Source organism: Cytobacillus sp. FSL M8-0252, assembly GCF_038007345.1.
Taxonomy (GTDB): Bacteria; Bacillota; Bacilli; order Bacillales; family Cytobacillaceae; genus Cytobacillus; species Cytobacillus kochii.
The window spans coordinates 4,205,445-4,223,667 of the sequence record NZ_JBBOWZ010000001.1; the positions used below are offsets into that span (position 1 = coordinate 4,205,445).

The 18,223-nt window shown below is 38.9% G+C and carries 23 protein-coding genes; 6 read left to right on the plus strand and 17 right to left on the minus strand.

The annotated features are described in order from the left end of the window. Nucleotides 1-13: 13 nt before the first annotated feature. Together pgsC and pgsB are read right to left on the minus strand one after the other, a co-directional pair. Nucleotides 14-463 carry a poly-gamma-glutamate biosynthesis protein PgsC gene (pgsC, locus tag MKX83_RS21275; protein WP_095371783.1) on the minus strand — a complete coding sequence of 150 codons (450 nt, stop codon included), beginning with the start codon at nucleotides 461-463 and terminating at the stop codon, nucleotides 14-16. 12 nt (nucleotides 464-475) lie between these two features. Continuing rightward, nucleotides 476-1,657, minus strand: coding sequence for a poly-gamma-glutamate synthase PgsB (gene pgsB, locus MKX83_RS21280; protein ID WP_251162171.1), 1,182 nt, complete (start codon nucleotides 1,655-1,657; stop codon nucleotides 476-478). A 355-nt stretch (nucleotides 1,658-2,012) separates the two neighbouring features. Between pgsB and MKX83_RS21285 the strand changes: the two genes are divergently transcribed. Next, complete coding sequence (locus MKX83_RS21285; RefSeq protein WP_341057771.1) at nucleotides 2,013-2,807, plus strand: GNAT family N-acetyltransferase; 795 nt, start codon at nucleotides 2,013-2,015, stop codon at nucleotides 2,805-2,807. Between the two features lie 49 nt (nucleotides 2,808-2,856). Here the strand turns inward: MKX83_RS21285 and MKX83_RS21290 are convergent, their stop codons facing one another. After that, nucleotides 2,857-3,627: an SDR family NAD(P)-dependent oxidoreductase gene (locus MKX83_RS21290; RefSeq protein ID WP_224937201.1), complete on the minus strand. Its 771-nt coding sequence runs from the start codon at nucleotides 3,625-3,627 to the stop codon at nucleotides 2,857-2,859. Between the two features lie 170 nt (nucleotides 3,628-3,797). On the opposite strand from MKX83_RS21290, the gene MKX83_RS21295 reads away from it, so the two are divergent. Together MKX83_RS21295 and MKX83_RS21300 are read left to right on the plus strand one after the other, a co-directional pair. Further along, the gene (locus MKX83_RS21295; RefSeq protein WP_224937202.1) at nucleotides 3,798-4,409 is read left to right on the plus strand and encodes a TetR/AcrR family transcriptional regulator; all 612 of its coding nucleotides are present in this window, start codon (nucleotides 3,798-3,800) and stop codon (nucleotides 4,407-4,409) included. After that, nucleotides 4,402-4,863: a low molecular weight protein-tyrosine-phosphatase gene (locus MKX83_RS21300; RefSeq protein WP_224937203.1), complete on the plus strand. Its 462-nt coding sequence runs from the start codon at nucleotides 4,402-4,404 to the stop codon at nucleotides 4,861-4,863. Before MKX83_RS21295 ends, MKX83_RS21300 begins: the two co-directional genes overlap by 8 nt. A gap of 4 nt (nucleotides 4,864-4,867) precedes the next feature. On the opposite strand, the gene MKX83_RS21305 is transcribed toward MKX83_RS21300, so the two are convergent. Together MKX83_RS21305 and MKX83_RS21310 are read right to left on the minus strand one after the other, a co-directional pair. Further along, on the minus strand, nucleotides 4,868-5,317 hold the full coding sequence (locus MKX83_RS21305; protein WP_224937204.1) for a DUF1569 domain-containing protein: 450 nt from the start codon (nucleotides 5,315-5,317) through the stop codon (nucleotides 4,868-4,870). A 155-nt stretch (nucleotides 5,318-5,472) separates the two neighbouring features. Then, nucleotides 5,473-5,808: a winged helix-turn-helix transcriptional regulator gene (locus MKX83_RS21310; RefSeq protein ID WP_095371776.1), complete on the minus strand. Its 336-nt coding sequence runs from the start codon at nucleotides 5,806-5,808 to the stop codon at nucleotides 5,473-5,475. A 128-nt stretch (nucleotides 5,809-5,936) separates the two neighbouring features. Between MKX83_RS21310 and MKX83_RS21315 the strand changes: the two genes are divergently transcribed. Further along, on the plus strand, nucleotides 5,937-6,551 hold the full coding sequence (locus MKX83_RS21315; RefSeq protein ID WP_341057794.1) for a nitroreductase family protein: 615 nt from the start codon (nucleotides 5,937-5,939) through the stop codon (nucleotides 6,549-6,551). 440 nt (nucleotides 6,552-6,991) lie between these two features. On the opposite strand, the gene MKX83_RS21320 is transcribed toward MKX83_RS21315, so the two are convergent. From MKX83_RS21320 to MKX83_RS21335, 4 genes are all read right to left on the minus strand, one after another. Then, nucleotides 6,992-7,417 carry a hypothetical protein gene (locus MKX83_RS21320; protein ID WP_341057797.1) on the minus strand — a complete coding sequence of 142 codons (426 nt, stop codon included), beginning with the start codon at nucleotides 7,415-7,417 and terminating at the stop codon, nucleotides 6,992-6,994. 57 nt (nucleotides 7,418-7,474) lie between these two features. Further along, nucleotides 7,475-8,239, minus strand: a complete 765-nt coding sequence (locus MKX83_RS21325) for a hypothetical protein (protein WP_224937207.1) — start codon at nucleotides 8,237-8,239, stop codon at nucleotides 7,475-7,477. Between the two features lie 23 nt (nucleotides 8,240-8,262). Next, nucleotides 8,263-8,688 carry a hypothetical protein gene (locus MKX83_RS21330; protein WP_224937208.1) on the minus strand — a complete coding sequence of 142 codons (426 nt, stop codon included), beginning with the start codon at nucleotides 8,686-8,688 and terminating at the stop codon, nucleotides 8,263-8,265. Between the two features lie 551 nt (nucleotides 8,689-9,239). Next, nucleotides 9,240-9,659, minus strand: coding sequence for a DUF4825 domain-containing protein (locus MKX83_RS21335; RefSeq protein WP_224937209.1), 420 nt, complete (start codon nucleotides 9,657-9,659; stop codon nucleotides 9,240-9,242). 145 nt (nucleotides 9,660-9,804) lie between these two features. Between MKX83_RS21335 and MKX83_RS21340 the strand changes: the two genes are divergently transcribed. After that, on the plus strand, nucleotides 9,805-11,334 hold the full coding sequence (locus MKX83_RS21340; RefSeq protein ID WP_341057804.1) for an amidase: 1,530 nt from the start codon (nucleotides 9,805-9,807) through the stop codon (nucleotides 11,332-11,334). Nucleotides 11,335-11,365: 31 nt separating this feature from the next. On the opposite strand, the gene MKX83_RS21345 is transcribed toward MKX83_RS21340, so the two are convergent. The 3 genes from MKX83_RS21345 to MKX83_RS21355 form a co-directional block, all read right to left on the minus strand. After that, the gene (locus MKX83_RS21345) at nucleotides 11,366-11,548 is read right to left on the minus strand and encodes a hypothetical protein (RefSeq protein ID WP_224937211.1); all 183 of its coding nucleotides are present in this window, start codon (nucleotides 11,546-11,548) and stop codon (nucleotides 11,366-11,368) included. Nucleotides 11,549-11,614: 66 nt separating this feature from the next. Next, nucleotides 11,615-11,758, minus strand: a complete 144-nt coding sequence (locus tag MKX83_RS21350; protein ID WP_341057808.1) for a hypothetical protein — start codon at nucleotides 11,756-11,758, stop codon at nucleotides 11,615-11,617. A gap of 15 nt (nucleotides 11,759-11,773) precedes the next feature. Next, a complete protein-coding gene (locus MKX83_RS21355) occupies nucleotides 11,774-12,004 on the minus strand; it encodes a hypothetical protein (RefSeq protein ID WP_341057812.1) in 231 nt (76 codons plus the stop codon). Nucleotides 12,005-12,070: 66 nt separating this feature from the next. Between MKX83_RS21355 and MKX83_RS21360 the strand changes: the two genes are divergently transcribed. Continuing rightward, nucleotides 12,071-12,397: a YnfA family protein gene (locus tag MKX83_RS21360; protein ID WP_341058653.1), complete on the plus strand. Its 327-nt coding sequence runs from the start codon at nucleotides 12,071-12,073 to the stop codon at nucleotides 12,395-12,397. A gap of 202 nt (nucleotides 12,398-12,599) precedes the next feature. Here MKX83_RS21360 and MKX83_RS21365 read toward each other — a convergent pair whose 3' ends face one another. The 5 genes from MKX83_RS21365 to MKX83_RS21385 form a co-directional block, all read right to left on the minus strand. After that, on the minus strand, nucleotides 12,600-13,046 hold the full coding sequence (locus MKX83_RS21365) for a VanZ family protein (protein WP_341057815.1): 447 nt from the start codon (nucleotides 13,044-13,046) through the stop codon (nucleotides 12,600-12,602). A 366-nt stretch (nucleotides 13,047-13,412) separates the two neighbouring features. After that, nucleotides 13,413-14,072 carry a carboxymuconolactone decarboxylase family protein gene (locus MKX83_RS21370; protein WP_445293169.1) on the minus strand — a complete coding sequence of 220 codons (660 nt, stop codon included), beginning with the start codon at nucleotides 14,070-14,072 and terminating at the stop codon, nucleotides 13,413-13,415. Between the two features lie 89 nt (nucleotides 14,073-14,161). Beyond that, entirely contained in the window at nucleotides 14,162-15,625 is a 1,464-nt protein-coding gene (locus MKX83_RS21375) for a CoA-acylating methylmalonate-semialdehyde dehydrogenase (protein WP_095371764.1), read from the minus strand. 21 nt (nucleotides 15,626-15,646) lie between these two features. Next, nucleotides 15,647-16,984, minus strand: coding sequence for a GntP family permease (locus MKX83_RS21380; protein ID WP_341057823.1), 1,338 nt, complete (start codon nucleotides 16,982-16,984; stop codon nucleotides 15,647-15,649). Nucleotides 16,985-17,006: 22 nt separating this feature from the next. Then, nucleotides 17,007-18,200 (minus strand): iron-containing alcohol dehydrogenase, encoded by a 1,194-nt coding sequence (locus MKX83_RS21385; protein ID WP_341057827.1) that lies wholly within the window; start codon nucleotides 18,198-18,200, stop codon nucleotides 17,007-17,009. Nucleotides 18,201-18,223: the final 23 nt, after the last annotated feature.

Consider the following 18,223-nt stretch of genomic DNA (forward strand, 5'->3'; position numbering starts at 1 on the left):
TCTTCTCTCTCCTTTAAAATAGGTAATACACGTACATAATGCCAAATGTGGCAGCGGATAAAAGCAGTGTGCTACCTAATGTAATGGTAACTCCTTGTTTTTGAATCGTATTTGCAATCAATCCTGGTACAATAACCCCCAGCCCTCTAAATTCATTAATCTCAAACGGTAATATCGGGTAAAAATAATCTAATATCAATTTGAGACATATCCCGGTAATCAGCATTGCAGCAAACTTGCGACGTCCGTATAAAATAACGACCTTTGATACACCGTATTTTACGATCACATAAGTTAGCAAACTGACGAGCAAAATTATTAAAACAAAGATTGGCTGGTCTAATACAAGAGCCAGGTAACCTGGCACGACTAACCCAGCAGGCATAATCCCAAATTTCTCAGCAAATAAGAGACTGAGTAGGACGCCTAAAATAAGAGATATGTATAAATCATCACCAAACATGGAAAACGCTCCTTAACTGACTAATTGTTTTATTTTCAAATGTTGAATTTCTTCTATTAACGGTTCTGCAGCACCATGTATATTGCCGACTCCATAAATGGTAGAACCTTTCATTTCTCCTTTTAAATGTTCGAGAATTTCTCCCGTATCCGACCCTTCTAAGTTTTCTAATGAATGGGCAGGTATAAGTCCTAGTTCGTATGCTTTCACAATTGGTTCCGCCGATTCCCCAATCACCACAAGTGTTTTCATTGGGATAAATGGTAGTACATCTCTAGCAAATTGTTCCGTACGATCGACACGGTCTGCACGACAATTCATGATAACAATGGGTTCCTTTGTCGGGTATCCAACTTCTTCTACTCGCTTCCAAATATTCAAAGTTGAAGACGCATCATTTGCCGCAAAACCATTAACAAAATAGGATGGTTCTTTCGAATGTCCAATTGGAGAAATTCTCATCGCTCCTGGATCTGGTGGCGCATTGAGCATCCCTTGTCTTGCCGTTTTTTCATCAATACCAATCGCTTCTGCTACAGCCAGTGCTAAAGAGGCATTATCAGGGAAAACCATGTAATCAAACTGTTTTAGAAATGCTTCTGAAATCTTACTATTATCTGCAACAATCACGGTCGTGTTACGCTCCGCAGCTACTTTTTCATAATAATCACGATATGCATCATTGGTAATAATAAGATAACCATTATGTGGGATAGTCGCTGTAAAAGCCTCAGCAACTTCATCTAATGTTGGTCCCATGACATCCATATGATCCTCTAATACATTAACGATAACGCCGATGTTCGCTTGTAGTAATTCTTCTTGGAAAGTAATTTGGTAATCGGGGTTAACCGCCATACATTCACTGACCAATGCTTCCGCCCCACGCTCAACCGTCTCTTTAATCACTTCCTTCTGTTCACCAATATTAGGCCCTTGAGGCTTTCTTACGATTGGTTTCTCTTCTGGATCATTCCAATAAATCATCCTCGCATCCGTTCCGGTTGTTTTTCCTACTGTCTTATAACCAGCTTCGAATAATATCCCGGTAATAAGCCTTGTGACTGTTGATTTCCCGCGGATTCCATTAATATTTACTCGTATCTTTAACGCATCTAGCCTCTTACGATGTTTTCTCTTCTCCATAATTCCTGCCGTTAATAAAATGAGACAGCAAACAACAATAATCCACATATGCCCGCCTCCTCTTTTCCTTTTTTTTTCATTGTCAAATTGGCACGATTAATATATTAATATATAAATATTTCATAGCCATCACATGGAAATAAACTTTTTTTACCGATAGATGACAACCAGATTTTACTTAAAACAACAATTTCGGAGGGATAAATCACTATTAATAAACAATTTTTTCTAGTTGTTCAAACCGTTTTTCTTATAAAACATTTTTTATGTCCGTAGGTAGGTATTTCTTTTATAAAAATTAGATGACAAGTGAAATCGATGCTGACATAAGATAGAAAAAAACTTCTCAAAGAGGAAATATCCAAAAGGGTGTCGAAAAAAGTTGAACAAGGATGTGAAATGTATGAATGAAAAATTATGGGAACAAATCGAAATGGATACACTAACTTCGCGCCTTCTTGCTATTGGAAACCTACAAAATAATCCAATGGGCGTATCCATTCAATCATTCGGACAAACGATGGCTTACACCGTTAAAAGTATTCCGGGGCCAGCTTTTAATGTGATCAAAGGGCTTTGTGGAGAAGACGAGTTATTGCTTGATGAAATAGTTAATTTTTATGATGAAAAACATATTCCTGCTCGCTTCGAAATTGCACCAAGTCATCATTCCCAATCATTATTAAAGGCTTTGCACAAACGTGGTTTTTATCAGATAGACTTTCATACCACTTTATATAAGCAGTTACCAGATACCATAAAACCTGTTAATAGCGCTATTGAAATTCGCGCCTTACATCCAGATGAATTCCAGACTTTTGCTGACATATACACACAAGGCTTTCAAATGCCTTCTTTCCTACTTGAAGGCGTAGCACAAAACAATGCTGTCCTTTATTCGTTACCAGAATGGACATTTTACATAGCGTTAGTGGATCATGAACCGGCTGGTGTCGGCTTACTTTTTTGTAATGAAAAAGGGGGGAACCTCGCAGCTGCTTCTACCTTACCTACTTTTCGACAAAAAGGTGTGCAGTCTGCACTTATTCAACAAAGAATTCAACATGCGCAGGAAATCGGCTGCAAATGGATAGTTGGGCAAGCCTCCTATGGTTCAGTTAGTCAGAGGAATATGGAGCGAGCAGGAATGAGGGTTGCCTATACGAAGGCGATATGGGTGAGGGATGAATCGTTATGAGGAGTAAAAAAATAGAGCTCCTTTTAAAAAGAGCTCTCATAATTGCGTCTTATCTAGATGTATATCCAGCGTCCGCATGAATAGTGGTACCTGTAATATAAGAAGATGCATCTGATGCTAACCATAGACTTGCTTGAGCAATCTCTCTTGGTTGACCAAAGCGATTCAACAAGCTTAATTGTGGAGCATATTCTTCTTCCGTAAATCCAAACTGATCAAGCGCACCTCTAAGCATTGGTGTATCAATGGCACCAGGAGCTACTGAATTCACACGTATATTTTTTGGACCATATTCCATTGCAGCTACTTTTGTCATTCCAACTACTCCGTGCTTGGCTGCTACATAAGCAATATTTTGTGGTTGTGGACGGAATCCGCTTACAGATGAGATATTAACAATCGAACCACCGTCTCCTTGTTTTTCTAGTTGTTGTAGCTCATATTTCAAACAAAGAGCCGTACCTGTTAAGTCTACAGACATTAAACGGTGCCAATAATCTTCATCGAACTCAGCGGCTAATTTATCATCTGGTGTTAGCGCAGCATTATTCACAGCTACATCTAATTTACCATATGTGTCTACAGCAAATTGCACCATGTTTTGTACTTCTTTTGATTTCGAGATATCTACTTTTACAAAAGCAGCTTCTCCGCCACTAGCTTTGATTTCTTCTACTACTGCTTGGCCTTTTTCCTCATTAAAATCAGCTACGACTACTTTCGCTTTTGCCTCTGCAAAAAGTTTAGCCGTCGCTTCCCCCATACCCATTGCTGCGCCTGTAATAATAGCGACTTTACCTTCTAATACTGGAAATGTCATTGTCCTTTCCTCCCTTTCCTTTGTTCAGTTACTATTAAATCTCATCATTTTTAGTGTCTCAATATACAAACTGGGACATTTTGTTCAGTAATGTGCAACCTATTTTATTTTGTTCAGTAAAATTGCAAAATATATAGGAATTCAACATAATAAGGAAAGAGGTGATTCTCTTGGAGCATGATTTTTTAGATAAACGCGTACAACGGTCACGCGCAGCTATTAAAACAAAATTTATTGAATTATTATACAAAAAGCCTTTCGCCCAAATTACTATATCTGAGATTGCAAGAGAGACAAATTATAATCGTGGAACATTTTACGCCAATTTTCATTCGATGGACGAGTTACTAAAAGAGGTCATTGATGAGACATTACATGAGATGATTGAACAAATTGGTATTCCTTATCAAGCATATGAACAAGTTTATTTACGAGAACTTCCGATTGAGGAGATTACTCTATTCAATTATTTCAAAGAACATGCATCACTATATCAATTATTATTAAGTGACCATATTCGTGTCGATTTCCGCTATCAAATGGCACAAGCAATTGAACAACTTTTTTTAGATGAATACGACTATGTTCTGCCTAAGGACAGTTCAGTTGACGCTAAATGGTTATATATTTATCGAGCCAATGGCATTGCTGGTCTCATTATTCGCTGGATTGAAGAGGACTTTCCACATACACCCACTTATATGGCTGAACAAATTGTTGAACTTATGGTCGTTTCGACTGAATCATTTTTTGTAAAAGGAAAGGGGCAGCCTCATGATTAAAGTGTTATTCGTTTGTTTAGGTAATATTTGTCGTTCACCAATGGCAGAGGCGATATTTAGACATAAGGTAGAACAAGTTGGACTAGAGAAGGAAATATTCGTAGATTCAGCAGCGACGAGCTCTTGGCACATTGACGCGCCTCCACATAAAGGAACACTCGCGATTTTAAACGACTATCGTATTTCCTCTAAAGGATTAAAAGGACGTCAATTACAGAAAGAAGACTTCGAAGTATTTGATTATATTGTGGCAATGGATGAATCGAATATAAAAGATATATACCGTATACTGGGTCAACCTCAGCATCCAAAAATATTCCGTTTATTAGATTTAACTGAAGGTGCAAAGGATGTGCCGGACCCTTACTATACCGGGAATTTCCAGGAAACATATGATTTAGTGAGCGCTGGTTGTGAAGCCTTGATGAAGAAAATAAAGGAAGAACGAAGATGATGCGTTATAGACCAAACTGTTTGAGATGATGGTCTAGATGCTTGTATATACCCTTTCCCCATTGCTCAGCGGTCAGTTTACCAAAAAAAGAATGGGGATGGGTTGTACACTTTTCTGGTCCATCAGCATGGAATTGCAATAATTTTTGTTTCAACTTTTCCTTCTCTTTGCTAAAGTCCCTATCATTGACAATTAAAATGGTCGGAATCGTAGACATATTTTTAGGTAAAGTCTTTTCGTTATAAAAAATCGGTTTGGCGAAGTTTCCTACAAAGATTCCCAACCAACTCCTTTTTGGAGAAGATTCCCCCATCGCAATATCTTGAAAGGCTGAGCAATGAGCCATCATTTGGGCGACATTCATCTTCCCCCATTGCCGTTTTGAATTGGAACTCAAACGATCTATACGTGTTAAAATTTCCTCTAAATATACCGGATCATAGATACTTTTCATTTCCCTTCTCACCCTCTTCATTCACAATTTATTATTCACTCTATAGCTTTCAACAAAAGAATTATACACTCCTTCTAATATAAAAAAGAGCCCAAAAAAAGAACAAATCCTCTATAGATCTGTTCGTTCTTCAGCTACAATATTTGTCTCGGTTATTACTTTTCGTTTTCAGCAATCCAAGCAAGAATGGCTTCAATAACTTTCTTCAAGCTCATTCCTCTTTCTGTTAAGGCATATTCAACTTTTTTCGAAGAATCTTCTAAAAATGTTTTACTCACAAGTTCTTCCTTAATGAGTTCATTCAACCGTTCTGTAAGTAATCGGTCAGAAATACCATTAATTTCATCTGCTAATTCAGAAAATCTCTTCGGTCCGTCCATTAAGGAATAGATGACCATGCCCATCCATCTGCGACCTATAAATTCAATCGCTTCATGGTAGTTGCTACAGATATGCTTAGAATCCGTTTTCAATTTATGGTTACAATCCATTCTTTATAGCTCCTTTACCTGTCCTCATTAAATAGTACCATATATTCATTAGTTGACAACATAACTTACGAATGGTAAGTTTATAAACGAAATAAACTTACTAAACATAAGTAAAGGTGGAGAGTTAAATGTCAGAATTAGTTACTCTTATGAATGAACGCAAGTCTGTGAGGGTATTCGATCCTTCTTTTAAAATAAATCAAGAAAGTTTAGAGGAACTATTAGCACATGCTATTTCAGCTCCTTCTTCTAGTAATTTACAATCATGGAGATTTATCGCTATCCAAGATGAAGCAATGAAAAAGGCTTTACCTGTATTTGGCAACAACCAAAAGATTGTAGAAAATGCTTCTGCTGTTATTGCCGTACTTGGTGATACGGAGGCTTATAAAAATGTTGAGGAAATCTATACTCAAAATGTCGAAGCTGGTTACATGGATCAATCCATTGCTGACCGTACCATCAGCAATACACACCAATTTTATCCTGCCCAACCGAAAGAAGGACTAATGAACATCGCAAGCTATGATGCTGGTCTGATTTCAATGCAATTGCTTCTGCTCGCAAAAGAACGTGAGCTAGATACAATCGTAATGGGAGGCTTCGATAAAGCTGCCTTCGCCAATCAATTTGAGCTAGAAGAAAACATATTCCCCATTACATTAATCGCTATTGGCAAAAGCGCTGCACCTGCCTTTAATACAACTAGACTACCTCTTGAGCGCGTAGTGAAGTTTTATTAATCGTTTGGAAATAGCACCCACTATCAATGAGAACCATTGAAAATAAGTTACGCGTGAACAAAGACTTTTTGGTCTTTGTTCTTTTTGTATGGTGCGGTAAATGACCTTAGAAATTGGAATCCATAGTTTAGATTGAAGTTTGATTGGGTTTAGATGAGGACAGGTGATTTTTAAATTTTAATAATCTTAGAGTGGATTAATATGAAAACGCAGCAATATAGGGAGGTGTTGGATTATTTTTGTTAGATTAGGTGGGAAACACGTCAATTAACTGGAGACATCGGTAAATTTGATTCGTTTAACCCGGTAGCGCGTCAAGCTTTCGAATGCGGATCTCTGTTTGATTGGTTTCAACCCACATCGAATCAAATTTTATCAATAAAGGCACGGGCCGTGTTAGTGATGAAGTCGTGGAATCAGTTAAGAATGGATCCACTCAACTACTCCTCAGCTACTGCCGTCATATCAGCCTTTGCTGCTTCCATTATGGCTTCTAACTCAGCGATTTTTTTCTGATTCTCCTCAATGGTTGGATCGTAATTTTGGATCAATTCATTTGTGTACGCTTCTAATTCAGCTACACGTTTGGCTACTTCTGACTCCGTTTTCTGTTTTATTTGTTGATCTGCTGCTGCTAGTTTTTGTGGGATTTCTTCTTTTAATTTAACAATTTGCTTATTTTTTTCTTCGTTTACAGCCGTTTCTATCTCGGCGATGGACGCTGCTTTTTTTGCAGAGAACCAATTCGTTAGCATCGATTCCATATCTTCACCTGCAGACACAAATCGAAAACTAACAGAAAGAAGGAAACCTGCGAAAAGGCAACTAAACAATATTTTGATATATTTACTTTTTTTATGATTCATTTTGTTTTCCTCCCTTTACAAGATTTCCAGGGCCAAGCAAGCTGGCCCTGAAACGAATTAATCATTGACAATATTGTTGACAACGTCATCTAAACTCATCTTTGCATCTGCCTCTAGTTCAGCGGCTTTCGCTGTTATAGCAGCCTCTTGTTCTGCGACTAAATTAGCAAGGATGGCATCTAATGCCTCTCGAATTTCTTCAGCCTTCCAATTCGCCTGATTACGAAGATTTCGACTACTAATTTCAACTTGAGATTCTACTTTTGTAACAATTTCCTGTTTCGCTGCTACAATCTCTTGCTCAAGTTCTGTTACTGCATCTGCTTTCGCTTGATTTAATTCCGCTGTGACTTGCTCTAAAGCCGACTGGCCCTTCTCACTAGCAAAAGCTTGGAAACCAGCCGTTGCTTCCTCCTGCATTAAATCGCCTTTTGCCTTAATATGAAAATAGCCTTCTAAAAATAGTTGATAGAATTGATAATCCATATTTTCCAAGATCAACAATTTCTCACTATCTAGGGATGCAATATGTTCATATTTGGCCTGGTCAATAGCTAAAGTAGAACCTTCAATTTCACGCAATGTTTTCTCGTCAATTTGACTGGCTGCTAACTCCTTTAATGTTTCATTTTCTGCTCTGAGCTCTGTTAATAACTGTTCAAAATTGGCATCCGATTCACTTAGAACCTCAGCACTTGTTTGGTTAAATAAGTTATCATACCAAGTTTTCAAAGCCTGTCCCGCATCTGTATTCGCTAACGAGAAGCCTGCTCCGGTTAGCAATCCGACTGTAACTGCACCAGCTATGATTTTCTTTTTCATCTTCCCGACCCCTTTGTCGAAATTTATTTTTCTAACGTTTCTTCTAAAAATAATCGTATTTCTTGATCCATCTCAGATTTAAGTTCTTCCTTCTTTTCACCTTCATACGTATGAAATGAATGGCTTAGTTCTTTTTTTATGTTTTGAATATCTACTTTGTATAAAGTTAAGTATTGGTTGATCTCTTTTTTCGCTTCTTCACTTGAAACTACTACGTTTTTTTCCATTGCTTTTTCATAGGTTAGTTGTGCATCTAGCTTTTGCTGTTTCATTTGTTCAGACCAAGATTCATAGGCGGTTGCCAGCTCATTATTGGTCTGTTCCTCACTTATCTCGAATAATTCATTACTCCACTTTCCTAGAGATTCGCTCGAAAATGCTTGAACGAAGACACCTGTTAGACCAATCATGAGACAAATAATGATTGTGATGGTCGTTACCTTTTTCACTCTCATACTGTCCTTTCTTGCTCTCATTTATTTTTCATAGGGGAATCAACCATAGATGTGTGTTCATTATTAGGACAAAGTAAAGCTAGTATTCAACTACCGTGACTTATATCCTAGAATCATCACTTTCCCCCTTTCATTTGTCATTTGTTCTTTCATATGTTCTATATTGTTCTTGATAAAAAACACTACACGTAGTATAAATGAGACGCATCATAATGAAAAACGTAATAGTTTACCAAAAATTCAGAATATATTATTGATATCTATGTTTTTCTCTTTTTTCCTATTATTTACACTCATTCACACTTGAATAATAGAGAAGAAGTGCTTCCACTCCTTTGCTAGCAAGACTTTTAAATCCAATTACCTATATGTACAACAAGAAAAATAAGGAAAAATATTCAACCTTCCACATCCATTTAATAGGTCACTTGTTCTACCAAATACTTATCTCTCATTCCAATTTACTAGGTAGTTTTAGTATTAAAAAAAGACCTGCAAAAGTGACGATGCAGGCCTGTAGTTCAGCAGTCATAGGTAGAATGGATCTAGTTCCAACTGTTTATTAATTGCTCTAGCTCCTTTTGGCTCCCTACACCTGCTATATCTTTTTCATACCAACTGTTTACTTCACCTCTCGTTACTTTCGTTTCACTTCCATTCACATGAAAACTTATCCATTCCACGTTTCGCACTAAGGAAAAAAGAACAGTCGCTTGTTTTTTCATTAATGCCTCTCCATCATTGACTTCATGATAAAATACTTCTAAACCATACGGTTCTTGATCTGTCTTTAATTCAAAATAATCGATCGAGTCCGTTGTCTCATTCAGTATATTTCCAACGGCACTATTGTCACCAATATAGGCACCCTTATATCGGAATAATTCTTCTTCTTCTGCACCTTGGCAACCAAAGAGAAGAAAGAATGGCAAGAGTAAAATAAAAAAGTTCTTTCTCGATAACATTTAACCACCTCCTGGCCGATTTGAATCAACCCATCTCACAAACACAATAACATATTTTGTTAAATTTTCTAACAATAATCATGCAAATTCTCCTCAATTGTAATAGTATAGATTAAATACACAAATGTTGAAGGGAGATGATGTGATGAAAACGCACTCGTTACGATCAGAAAATCAGCATTTATTTTTATTTGAGGAAATAACAATTGAACAGCTTCACAAATTGTATGATACAGGTGAGTATACAGTTGAAGAAGTCATTCGATCTTTTCTTGAGCGCATTGAACAATATGAATCGACATATAATGCTTTTACATTTATGAACGAACAGGCGCTTACTGATGCGAAAACCATCGATGCGAAACGGATGCGTGGGGAAAAGGTGGGTCCATTAGCAGGTATCCCCGTAGTTGTGAAAGAAGCTGTCGATATGGTTGGTTTTCCATCTACATTTGGCTGGGCTCCACTCTCTAAACATACAGGTGGAATAGAATTATTACCGCAGAAAGATGCCACCATTATCTCTAGATTAAAAGCAGCTGATGCCATCATACTCGGCAAAACAAATATCCCTGCCTTTAGTTGTGCATACCACGCAAATACTAGTTGGAAAGGTCCTACATACAACGCGGTAAATAGAAAATTAACACCTGGTGGTAGTAGTAGTGGCACGGCTACTGCCGTATCTGGTAATTTTACCGTTCTTGGAGTAGCAGAAGAAACAGCGGGTTCCATACAAGTACCAGCAGCAGCGCAAGGAATTGTTGGCATTAAACCTTCATTCGGACTCATTCCTACTACAGGTGTGACTCCGCTTGCTGGCAGTACAAGAGATGTATTAGGGCCGCATGCCAGAACGGTGCGGGATGCAGCGATTATGCTTGATGTTATCGCTGGCTATTCACCTGATGATGCTAAAACCATTTCTAGTACGATTCCAGAGAAGGGCTATACCTCTTTCCTTTCATCACATGCTTTGAAAGGGAAAAGAATTGGTTTATACGGCCCTAGTTGGCGAGAAACGAAAATGACGGCAGAAACGGAAGCACTTTATAAAAAAAGTATTTCAATATTGCAATCACTGGGTGCAGAGGTGATTGAAGATCCTTTTCATGTAAAGCCACTGGCTCCATATATGAAAACTATTGATACAATGATTGGAAGAGAATCCTTTTTTTACGACCTTAATCAATACTTCAAAAACCTTGATCCTTCGTTAAATATGGAAAAAGTTTTCTTAAAGGCGGGAGCAATACCTTGGGAAGGAGACCAGCCCTTAGCTTCCTTTGTCCGACCACTTGAAACCGACAAAGCTTTCGAAAATGCTGAACGCTTACCTGATTTAACACGCTTTAAAGAAACGAAGAACGAACTGTTACGCACCATTACCTACATTATGGCTGAGCAACAATTAGATGCTTTTGTTTACCCAACAATGCTAGAAGATGTACCAACTTTAGATCGTGAGGATGTTGCGACTTCTACCATATCCGAAATTAATATTAGTGGATTGCCACTCATAACAATACCAGCAGGGTTTTATAGTAACGGCTCCCCCTTTAACCTCGCTTTTTTCAGTACAATGTGGAGCGAAGGTGACATACTTGGTATGGCCTATGCCTATGAAAAAGCTGCCGGTGGCCGTAAAGCTTCGCAATTAGTGAAAAAGGAGTAGCCCTTCAATCGAAGGGGCTTTTTTTTGTTTTCTACCTAGCTGCTAGACTCATGATCGTATAAATGATTAAGCTAAACGATACTGTCAGCCAAAAAGTATTCTTCTCTGTTTCTTTTTCATCACGGATTTTCTTCAAAAGGGAAACCAAATTTAAGCAAAAAACAATACATAGGACTGGCATCAAATAGAAGCCGATGAAACTGAAGGTTAGCATTGAATCACTCCTTATATTCATGCTCCATAAAAAAAGATGCTCTTAAAGAACATCATTTTGATTGTACTAACTCATTAACACTTGATAAATGATATACCCTATGATGGCAAGAACAATAGCCATTCCCCCAACAGTTGGCGTACCGTAAAAAGTTCTATTCCAGTCATCATCTGTCTTCATTTTGCTCTCTTCGTCTTTATTCTTTTTCAAACCATCACCTCAAGTTTACTTCGCATGATATAATCGTTGAGATAGAAAATAAGCGATACAGCCGGCGAGTAATGCAAATGAATAAGGGAACGGGTTAGCAATGGCCCCAAATTCTACTGTTTGACTTTGCGTTGTAGCAAATGTAATCTCTGGTGTATACATAAGTGTCAAGATTAGACCGGATCCGATTTCTAATACATAACTAAGAACGATGAAACTTAGTAAGAATATTATAAATTTTTTCATCAGCTGACCTCTTCCTAGTTATCGTTACCTATATTTTACCATAAACAGAAAATAGGAGTTGAGTAAATCTTGAGTGCGATTATACTATTTTTATTTGCCGGAATTGCAGAAATTGGCGGCGGTTATTTCATTTGGCTATGGCTAAGGGAGGGGAAACCTTTTTATTGGGGAATTGGCGGTGGTGTTGCCTTAGCCTTATATGGTGTGATTGCTACCTTTCAAACCTTCCCATCTTTCGGACGTGTGTATGCTGCCTATGGTGGTGTATTCATTATTTTGTCTGTCCTTTGGGGCTGGGGCATTGATAAAAAAGCGCCTGATATGTATGACTGGATTGGAGCTGCCATCTGCTTGGTTGGTGTTGGCGTGATGTTACTAGCGCCTCGTCATTAAGCATGTGATTAATGCTGTATTGGTGCTTAGTTTAATTGTAATGTAAAAGTCTTTCTAGATAAAAGCGACTGATGTCTGCATAATGGGTGATTGGAGCAAGTGCGGACTTTATAAATTTGCCCACACTTCTTGTGATTTTCGATCTCATGTTGATTTTGAACCGTCTTTGTGTGGGCGTTTCTCCTTTTGAACCTTCTTGTAACTATAAGGACCCACGATTTTTACTTTTCCGCCAATAATAAACGATAGAAAATAAAATAAGCCCTGTTGCTGCGCCGACACTATCAATTAATACATCCCTTACTTCACCCGAACGCCCTGGAATAAAAAGTTGATGAAATTCATCAGACGCCGCATAAACTGTTGTGAGAATCCAGGATATAAGCAGCTTTTGACGAGTAAGTATATTCCCTTGTCTTATAGCAAAAAGAATAAATATCCCTAAAATAAAATAAGCAAAAAAATGCGCGTTTTTGCGAATAAAAGTCTCTAAAGTATGTAAGTTTTCAATTGAAAATGGAACCCAAGCAGCGATAACTTCTGTAATCCCACCACTTAATTGACTTGATTGCGTCCCTGGTTGATGAGATAAAATAAAGATCATTGCCATCCACAAAATACTAGGGAGCCAATATAATTGTTTTTTCATAAGCATGTCGTCCTTTATATGTCATAACTCTATTATACCTTAGTAGATGACATCCTTCACGGTTATTACGCACAGATATGGCAAGTGACGGTTTTCTAAAAAGAGCATTTGTTCACATTTGTGATTTGTCAGTACAACTGGTATTTTTCTAATCTTTTGTGTACATTTCTCATTCTGCTAACACTTCTAACAGCTCCCCTCCCTCTTGTGCTCGTGAACCCCATACGCTAACAGCTACGCCAATCCCCTTAGTTGTAACCCTAATCTCTCCCACTTTATTCAGGAGAGGCTAAACTATTAGACTCCCCATTTAACCTATCAAAAAAACCCCACGGGCATGATGTCCGTGGAGTGATCTAATTTCACCTATTCATCATAGGCATTTAATGCATTGATACCGTGTGCTAGCGCGGAACCTGCTTTTAAAGCAGTTGCGACAAAGATGCTTTCGACAAGTTCTTCTTTTGTAATCCCGAGTCTTTTCGCATTCTTTGTGTGTATGTCAATACAGTAGGCGCAACCTGTAATATGAGCAACGGCGACAGCAATAAGCTCTTTATCTTTTTTATTGATGGCCCCGTCTTTCATAGCTGCTTCATCAAAGCCAAAGAAACCTTTTACCGCATCTGGAGCATAGTCTTTCAACTCAGTCATTCTCTTTATATTAGCCGCTTGGTAGAGGTTATCTGCTTCTACTTCCTCATAAGCATTTAACGCATGAGTGCCATGTGCGAAGGCAGAGCCTGCTTTAAGAGCGGTCGCTACTAAGACTGCTTCTGTAATTTCCTCTTTTGAAACCCCCAATTTCTTTGCATTACCTACATGGATTTCAATGCAATACGGACACCCCGTAACATGAGCACAGGCGACAGCAATAATTTCTTTCGTTCTTTCCGTAATGGCGCCATCCGCTAATGCTGCCTTATCAAAGGCAAAAAAGGTTTTATTGGCTTCCGCTGCTGACTTTCCTAATTCTCCAATTCTTCTAATCTTTGATTTTTGATACAAACTGTCATTTGCCAACATATTCCCCTCCGATTCATTTTATTTCCCCAGAAATATTCTTGAAAAAAGGAAGAGAATCCTTTATTTTCGACAAATTCCTTTTAAATCGATCAAAACTCCCAGCGTTGAGTGAGCATTTTTCTACGTGTGTAAAATTCCACACCATCACTACCATTTGCGTGAAGATCACCATAGAATGAATTTTTCCAACCTGAGAATGGGAAGAAGGCCATTGGTGCTGGTACCCCGATATTTACCCCTAGCATACCCACTTGGATACGTTCTCTGAACTGACGGACATCGCTGCCGCTTTTTGTAAACAAGCAAGCACCGTTTCCGAATTCTGATTGGTTCGTTAGATCAATTGCTTCTTGGAGAGATGATACACGGATAATTGATAAAACGGGTGCGAAGATTTCATCCTTCCAAATCTTCATTTCCGGTGTTACTTTATCAAAAATGGTTGGCCCGATAAAATAACCATCTTCATGGTAAGCTTCATCCTTACGTCCATCACGTACCAAAACGGCACCTTCTTCTTCCCCTGATTCAATATAACTAGCTGTACGTGCTTTGTGCTCTGGGCGAATCACTGGTCCTAAGAATACATTTTCGTCCATACCATTACCAATTGTAATTTGATCAGCAGCGGTATTTAATTTTTGTAATAAGGGCTCAATCACATCATCTACTGCCACGACAACTGAACATGCCATGCAACGCTCTCCTGCAGAGCCATATGCTGCACCAATAATTTCTTTAACTGCAGCGTCTAAATCAGCTGTTGGCATAACGATAGAATGGTTTTTCGCTCCCGCCAACGCCTGTACTCGCTTGCCGTGAGAGGAAGCTGTTTTGTATACATATTCAGCAACAGGTTGGGATCCAACGAATGAAATAGCTGGAACGTCCTTATGTTCCAATAAACCATTCACGACATCATGTGCACCGTGAACGATATTCAATACGCCATCTGGCAATCCTGCTTCTTTAAATAATTCTGCTAAGCGATTAGCAAGTAAAGGTGTTCTTTCTGATGGCTTCAATACAAATGAGTTACCACAAGCGATGGCTAATGGGAACATCCAGCATGGGACCATCATCGGGAAATTAAAAGGTGTAATACCACCCACTACCCCCACAGGATAGCGATACATACCCGATTCGATATTTGTGGCGATATCAGGTAGTTGTTTACCCATCATTAACGACGGTGCACCCGCAGCAAATTCTACACACTCAATCCCACGTTGTACTTCACCATATGCTTCTTTAAAGCTTTTTCCATTTTCTTCGGTCACAAGCTGTGCCAACTCATCCCAGTGGTCGACCAGTAGTTGTTGATATTTAAAAAGTACGCGTGCCCTTTTTGGTACTGGCGTTTGACTCCACGTTTTGAATGCCTCGCTTGCTGCTTTTACTGCTTCGTTGACATCATCAATAGTTGAGATCGGTACTTGCGCTAACTCTTCACCAGTTGCTGGATTAGGAACCGGTTGATAGTTTTCTGTTTTTGCCTCTACCCATTGTCCGTTAATAAAATTCTTTAATGTAGATGTTGTAGTTGTTGTCATTTGTTATACTCCTCTCAAATTTTAAAATATAGAATACAAGACTACTGCTAGTAACATAGCAATGGTTGGAATAACTACACTGAGCCAGAATATTGGCCAGTACGCACGTTTATGTGTTTCTCCACAAATCGCTCGCACTGTTGTAACAACATAACCGTTATGCGGCATAGAATCTAGACCACCTGAAGCCAATGTCGCTACACGGTGCATAGCTCCTGGATCGACCCCTTGAGCTAAATAGATCGGCGCTAAAATAGGTAGGGCAATACCTAGACCACCTGAGGCTGATCCTGTAATTCCACAAATTAATGTGACGGCCACCGCCAAACCTAATATAGGTGGACCTGGCAAACTTACAAGTCCATCGACTACAGAATCGAATGCAGACACTTGAGCAGCTACACTACCAAAGCCAACGACCGCACAAGTATTCGCAACGGCGACAAGTGCATCTTGTGCTCCTTTTGCTAACGCATTCCAAAATTGTGCTAAAAACTTGTACATCGTCAGACATGCAAGGACAATACCAGCCGTTAATGAAATAAGGGCTGCTGCAGTAGAAGAAGCAAACTGTGCAATAATATTTAGCATAACAATAACACAGATTAATGGCAAAATTGAGAAAACAATATGAGGTAATGTTTTTTCCTCTACCAAGATTTCTCCTTCTGTTTTCTCCGCCAAACCTGCAGATACTTCTTCTTTTGCCCTATTTCCTGGTAATGAGAAAGTTTCCCCTCTTTTAACAGCATTTTGAACGAATTTGCTTAATAACAGTCCTCCCGTAATCATTACAAGAAGTGCCATGAGTACCCCGACCCAACCGCCAGCCGTGGGAGTTGTACCGAAAAACTCAGTTGGAATTAAGTTTTGAATTTCTGGACTACCTGGTGCGGTCATCGTAAAAGAAATCGATCCAAACACAAGGGCAGCAGGGATAAATCGATGTGGAAGATTCGCCGCTCTAAATAATGAAACAGCAATAGGATAAACAGCAAAACCGACCACAAATAAACTTACTCCACCATAAGTCATGATTGCGGCTGCAGCCACTACGGCAAATACAGCTCTTTTCGCGCCTAATGTTCTCTTAATCCATTGGGCAATGCTCTCAGCGGCACCTGTCTCATGCATTATCTTCCCAAAAATCGCTCCTAGTAAGAAAATTAAGAACCAAGAGGCAAAATAATTTGTGAAGCCGTCCATATAATAACCTGCCAGTGCCTTCTCTAAATTTAAGCCACCTGTTATGGCAACAACAATCGAGCTTAGAATGGCAGCAATAATGATATTAATGCCTCTTAATGTTAAAAACATCAGTAGGACTAAACCTAATATTAACCCTAGCATTCCTAACATTTAAACGCCCTCCCCCGGACTATTACTTCACTTGTTCCTTTTGAGCAAATTGATAATGATAGCAAGCAAGATATAAATCTTCTAACTCAGAAACTGTTGGCACTCTCGGGTTATTCCCAGGACTACCGCTTGCAATGGCATCATGCGTCATTTTACTAATCGATTGTTTAAATAGACTCTCATCTATTCCCCATCCAGACAGATTAGGAATATTTAAGTTCACACATAACGTTTTAACGGATTCTACTGCCAAATCAGCTGCTTGTTCATTTGTGAGAGGCTCACTTCCTTTAGTAAAGATTCTTCCTAAATCGGCTAGCCGATCGACACAAGCTTCTCTACTAAACTCTAGAACAGCCGGCAATAGCATAGCATTGGAGTAGCCATGGGGCACATGGAAAAGTGCACCTATCGGTCTTGACATTCCGTGCACAAGACACACACTTGCGTTAGAAAATGCCATCCCTGCTTGCATTGAACCTAATGCCATTGCCTCTCTTGCCTCTAAATCCTCACCATCTGTAAAAGCTGTCTCGATATTCTCGACAATTAATTTCATAGCTGATAAAGCCATCATATCTGTCATTGGGTGTGCTTTTCTCGATATGTACGCTTCTATCGCGTGACTGAGCGCATCGACCCCGGTAGCTGCAGTGACATGTTGGGGAGATGACATCGAAAGCACGGGATCCACAATAGCTACAGTTGGCATAAAGACTGGTTGTTTAATCATCATTTTGACATCATTAGTCGTATTCGTAATGATGGTTGCATCTGTTGCTTCAGATCCAGTTCCAGCAGTTGTTGGAATAGAAATATGATCGATAGCCGCACTACTTGCTAATTTATCCGCGCCCATGTAGTCACCAATATATCCACTGTTAGTAGCTAATACAGCTACCGCTTTGGCTGTGTCAATGCAACTTCCACCTCCAAGTGAAATAATTAAATCACAGGCTTCCTTTTGAAAAAGAGATAATGCCTCTGCCACAAACTTATCAGTTGGTTCAGTAGATACACCTAAATAAAGAATAGTTTCAACATTAGATTTTGTTAAGATGGCTTCCGCTTTTTTCGTCCACCCTAGGCCATCAATAATTTGGTCACTAATAATAAGGGCTTTCTTTCCTCTTAAACTGGCTTCCTCGCCAAGCTTTTCAAAAGAACCTTTCCCATATAAGACCGTTTGTGGTGTTCTAAAAATCTGCGTACTCATTTTTCTCCCTCCTCTTTACATTT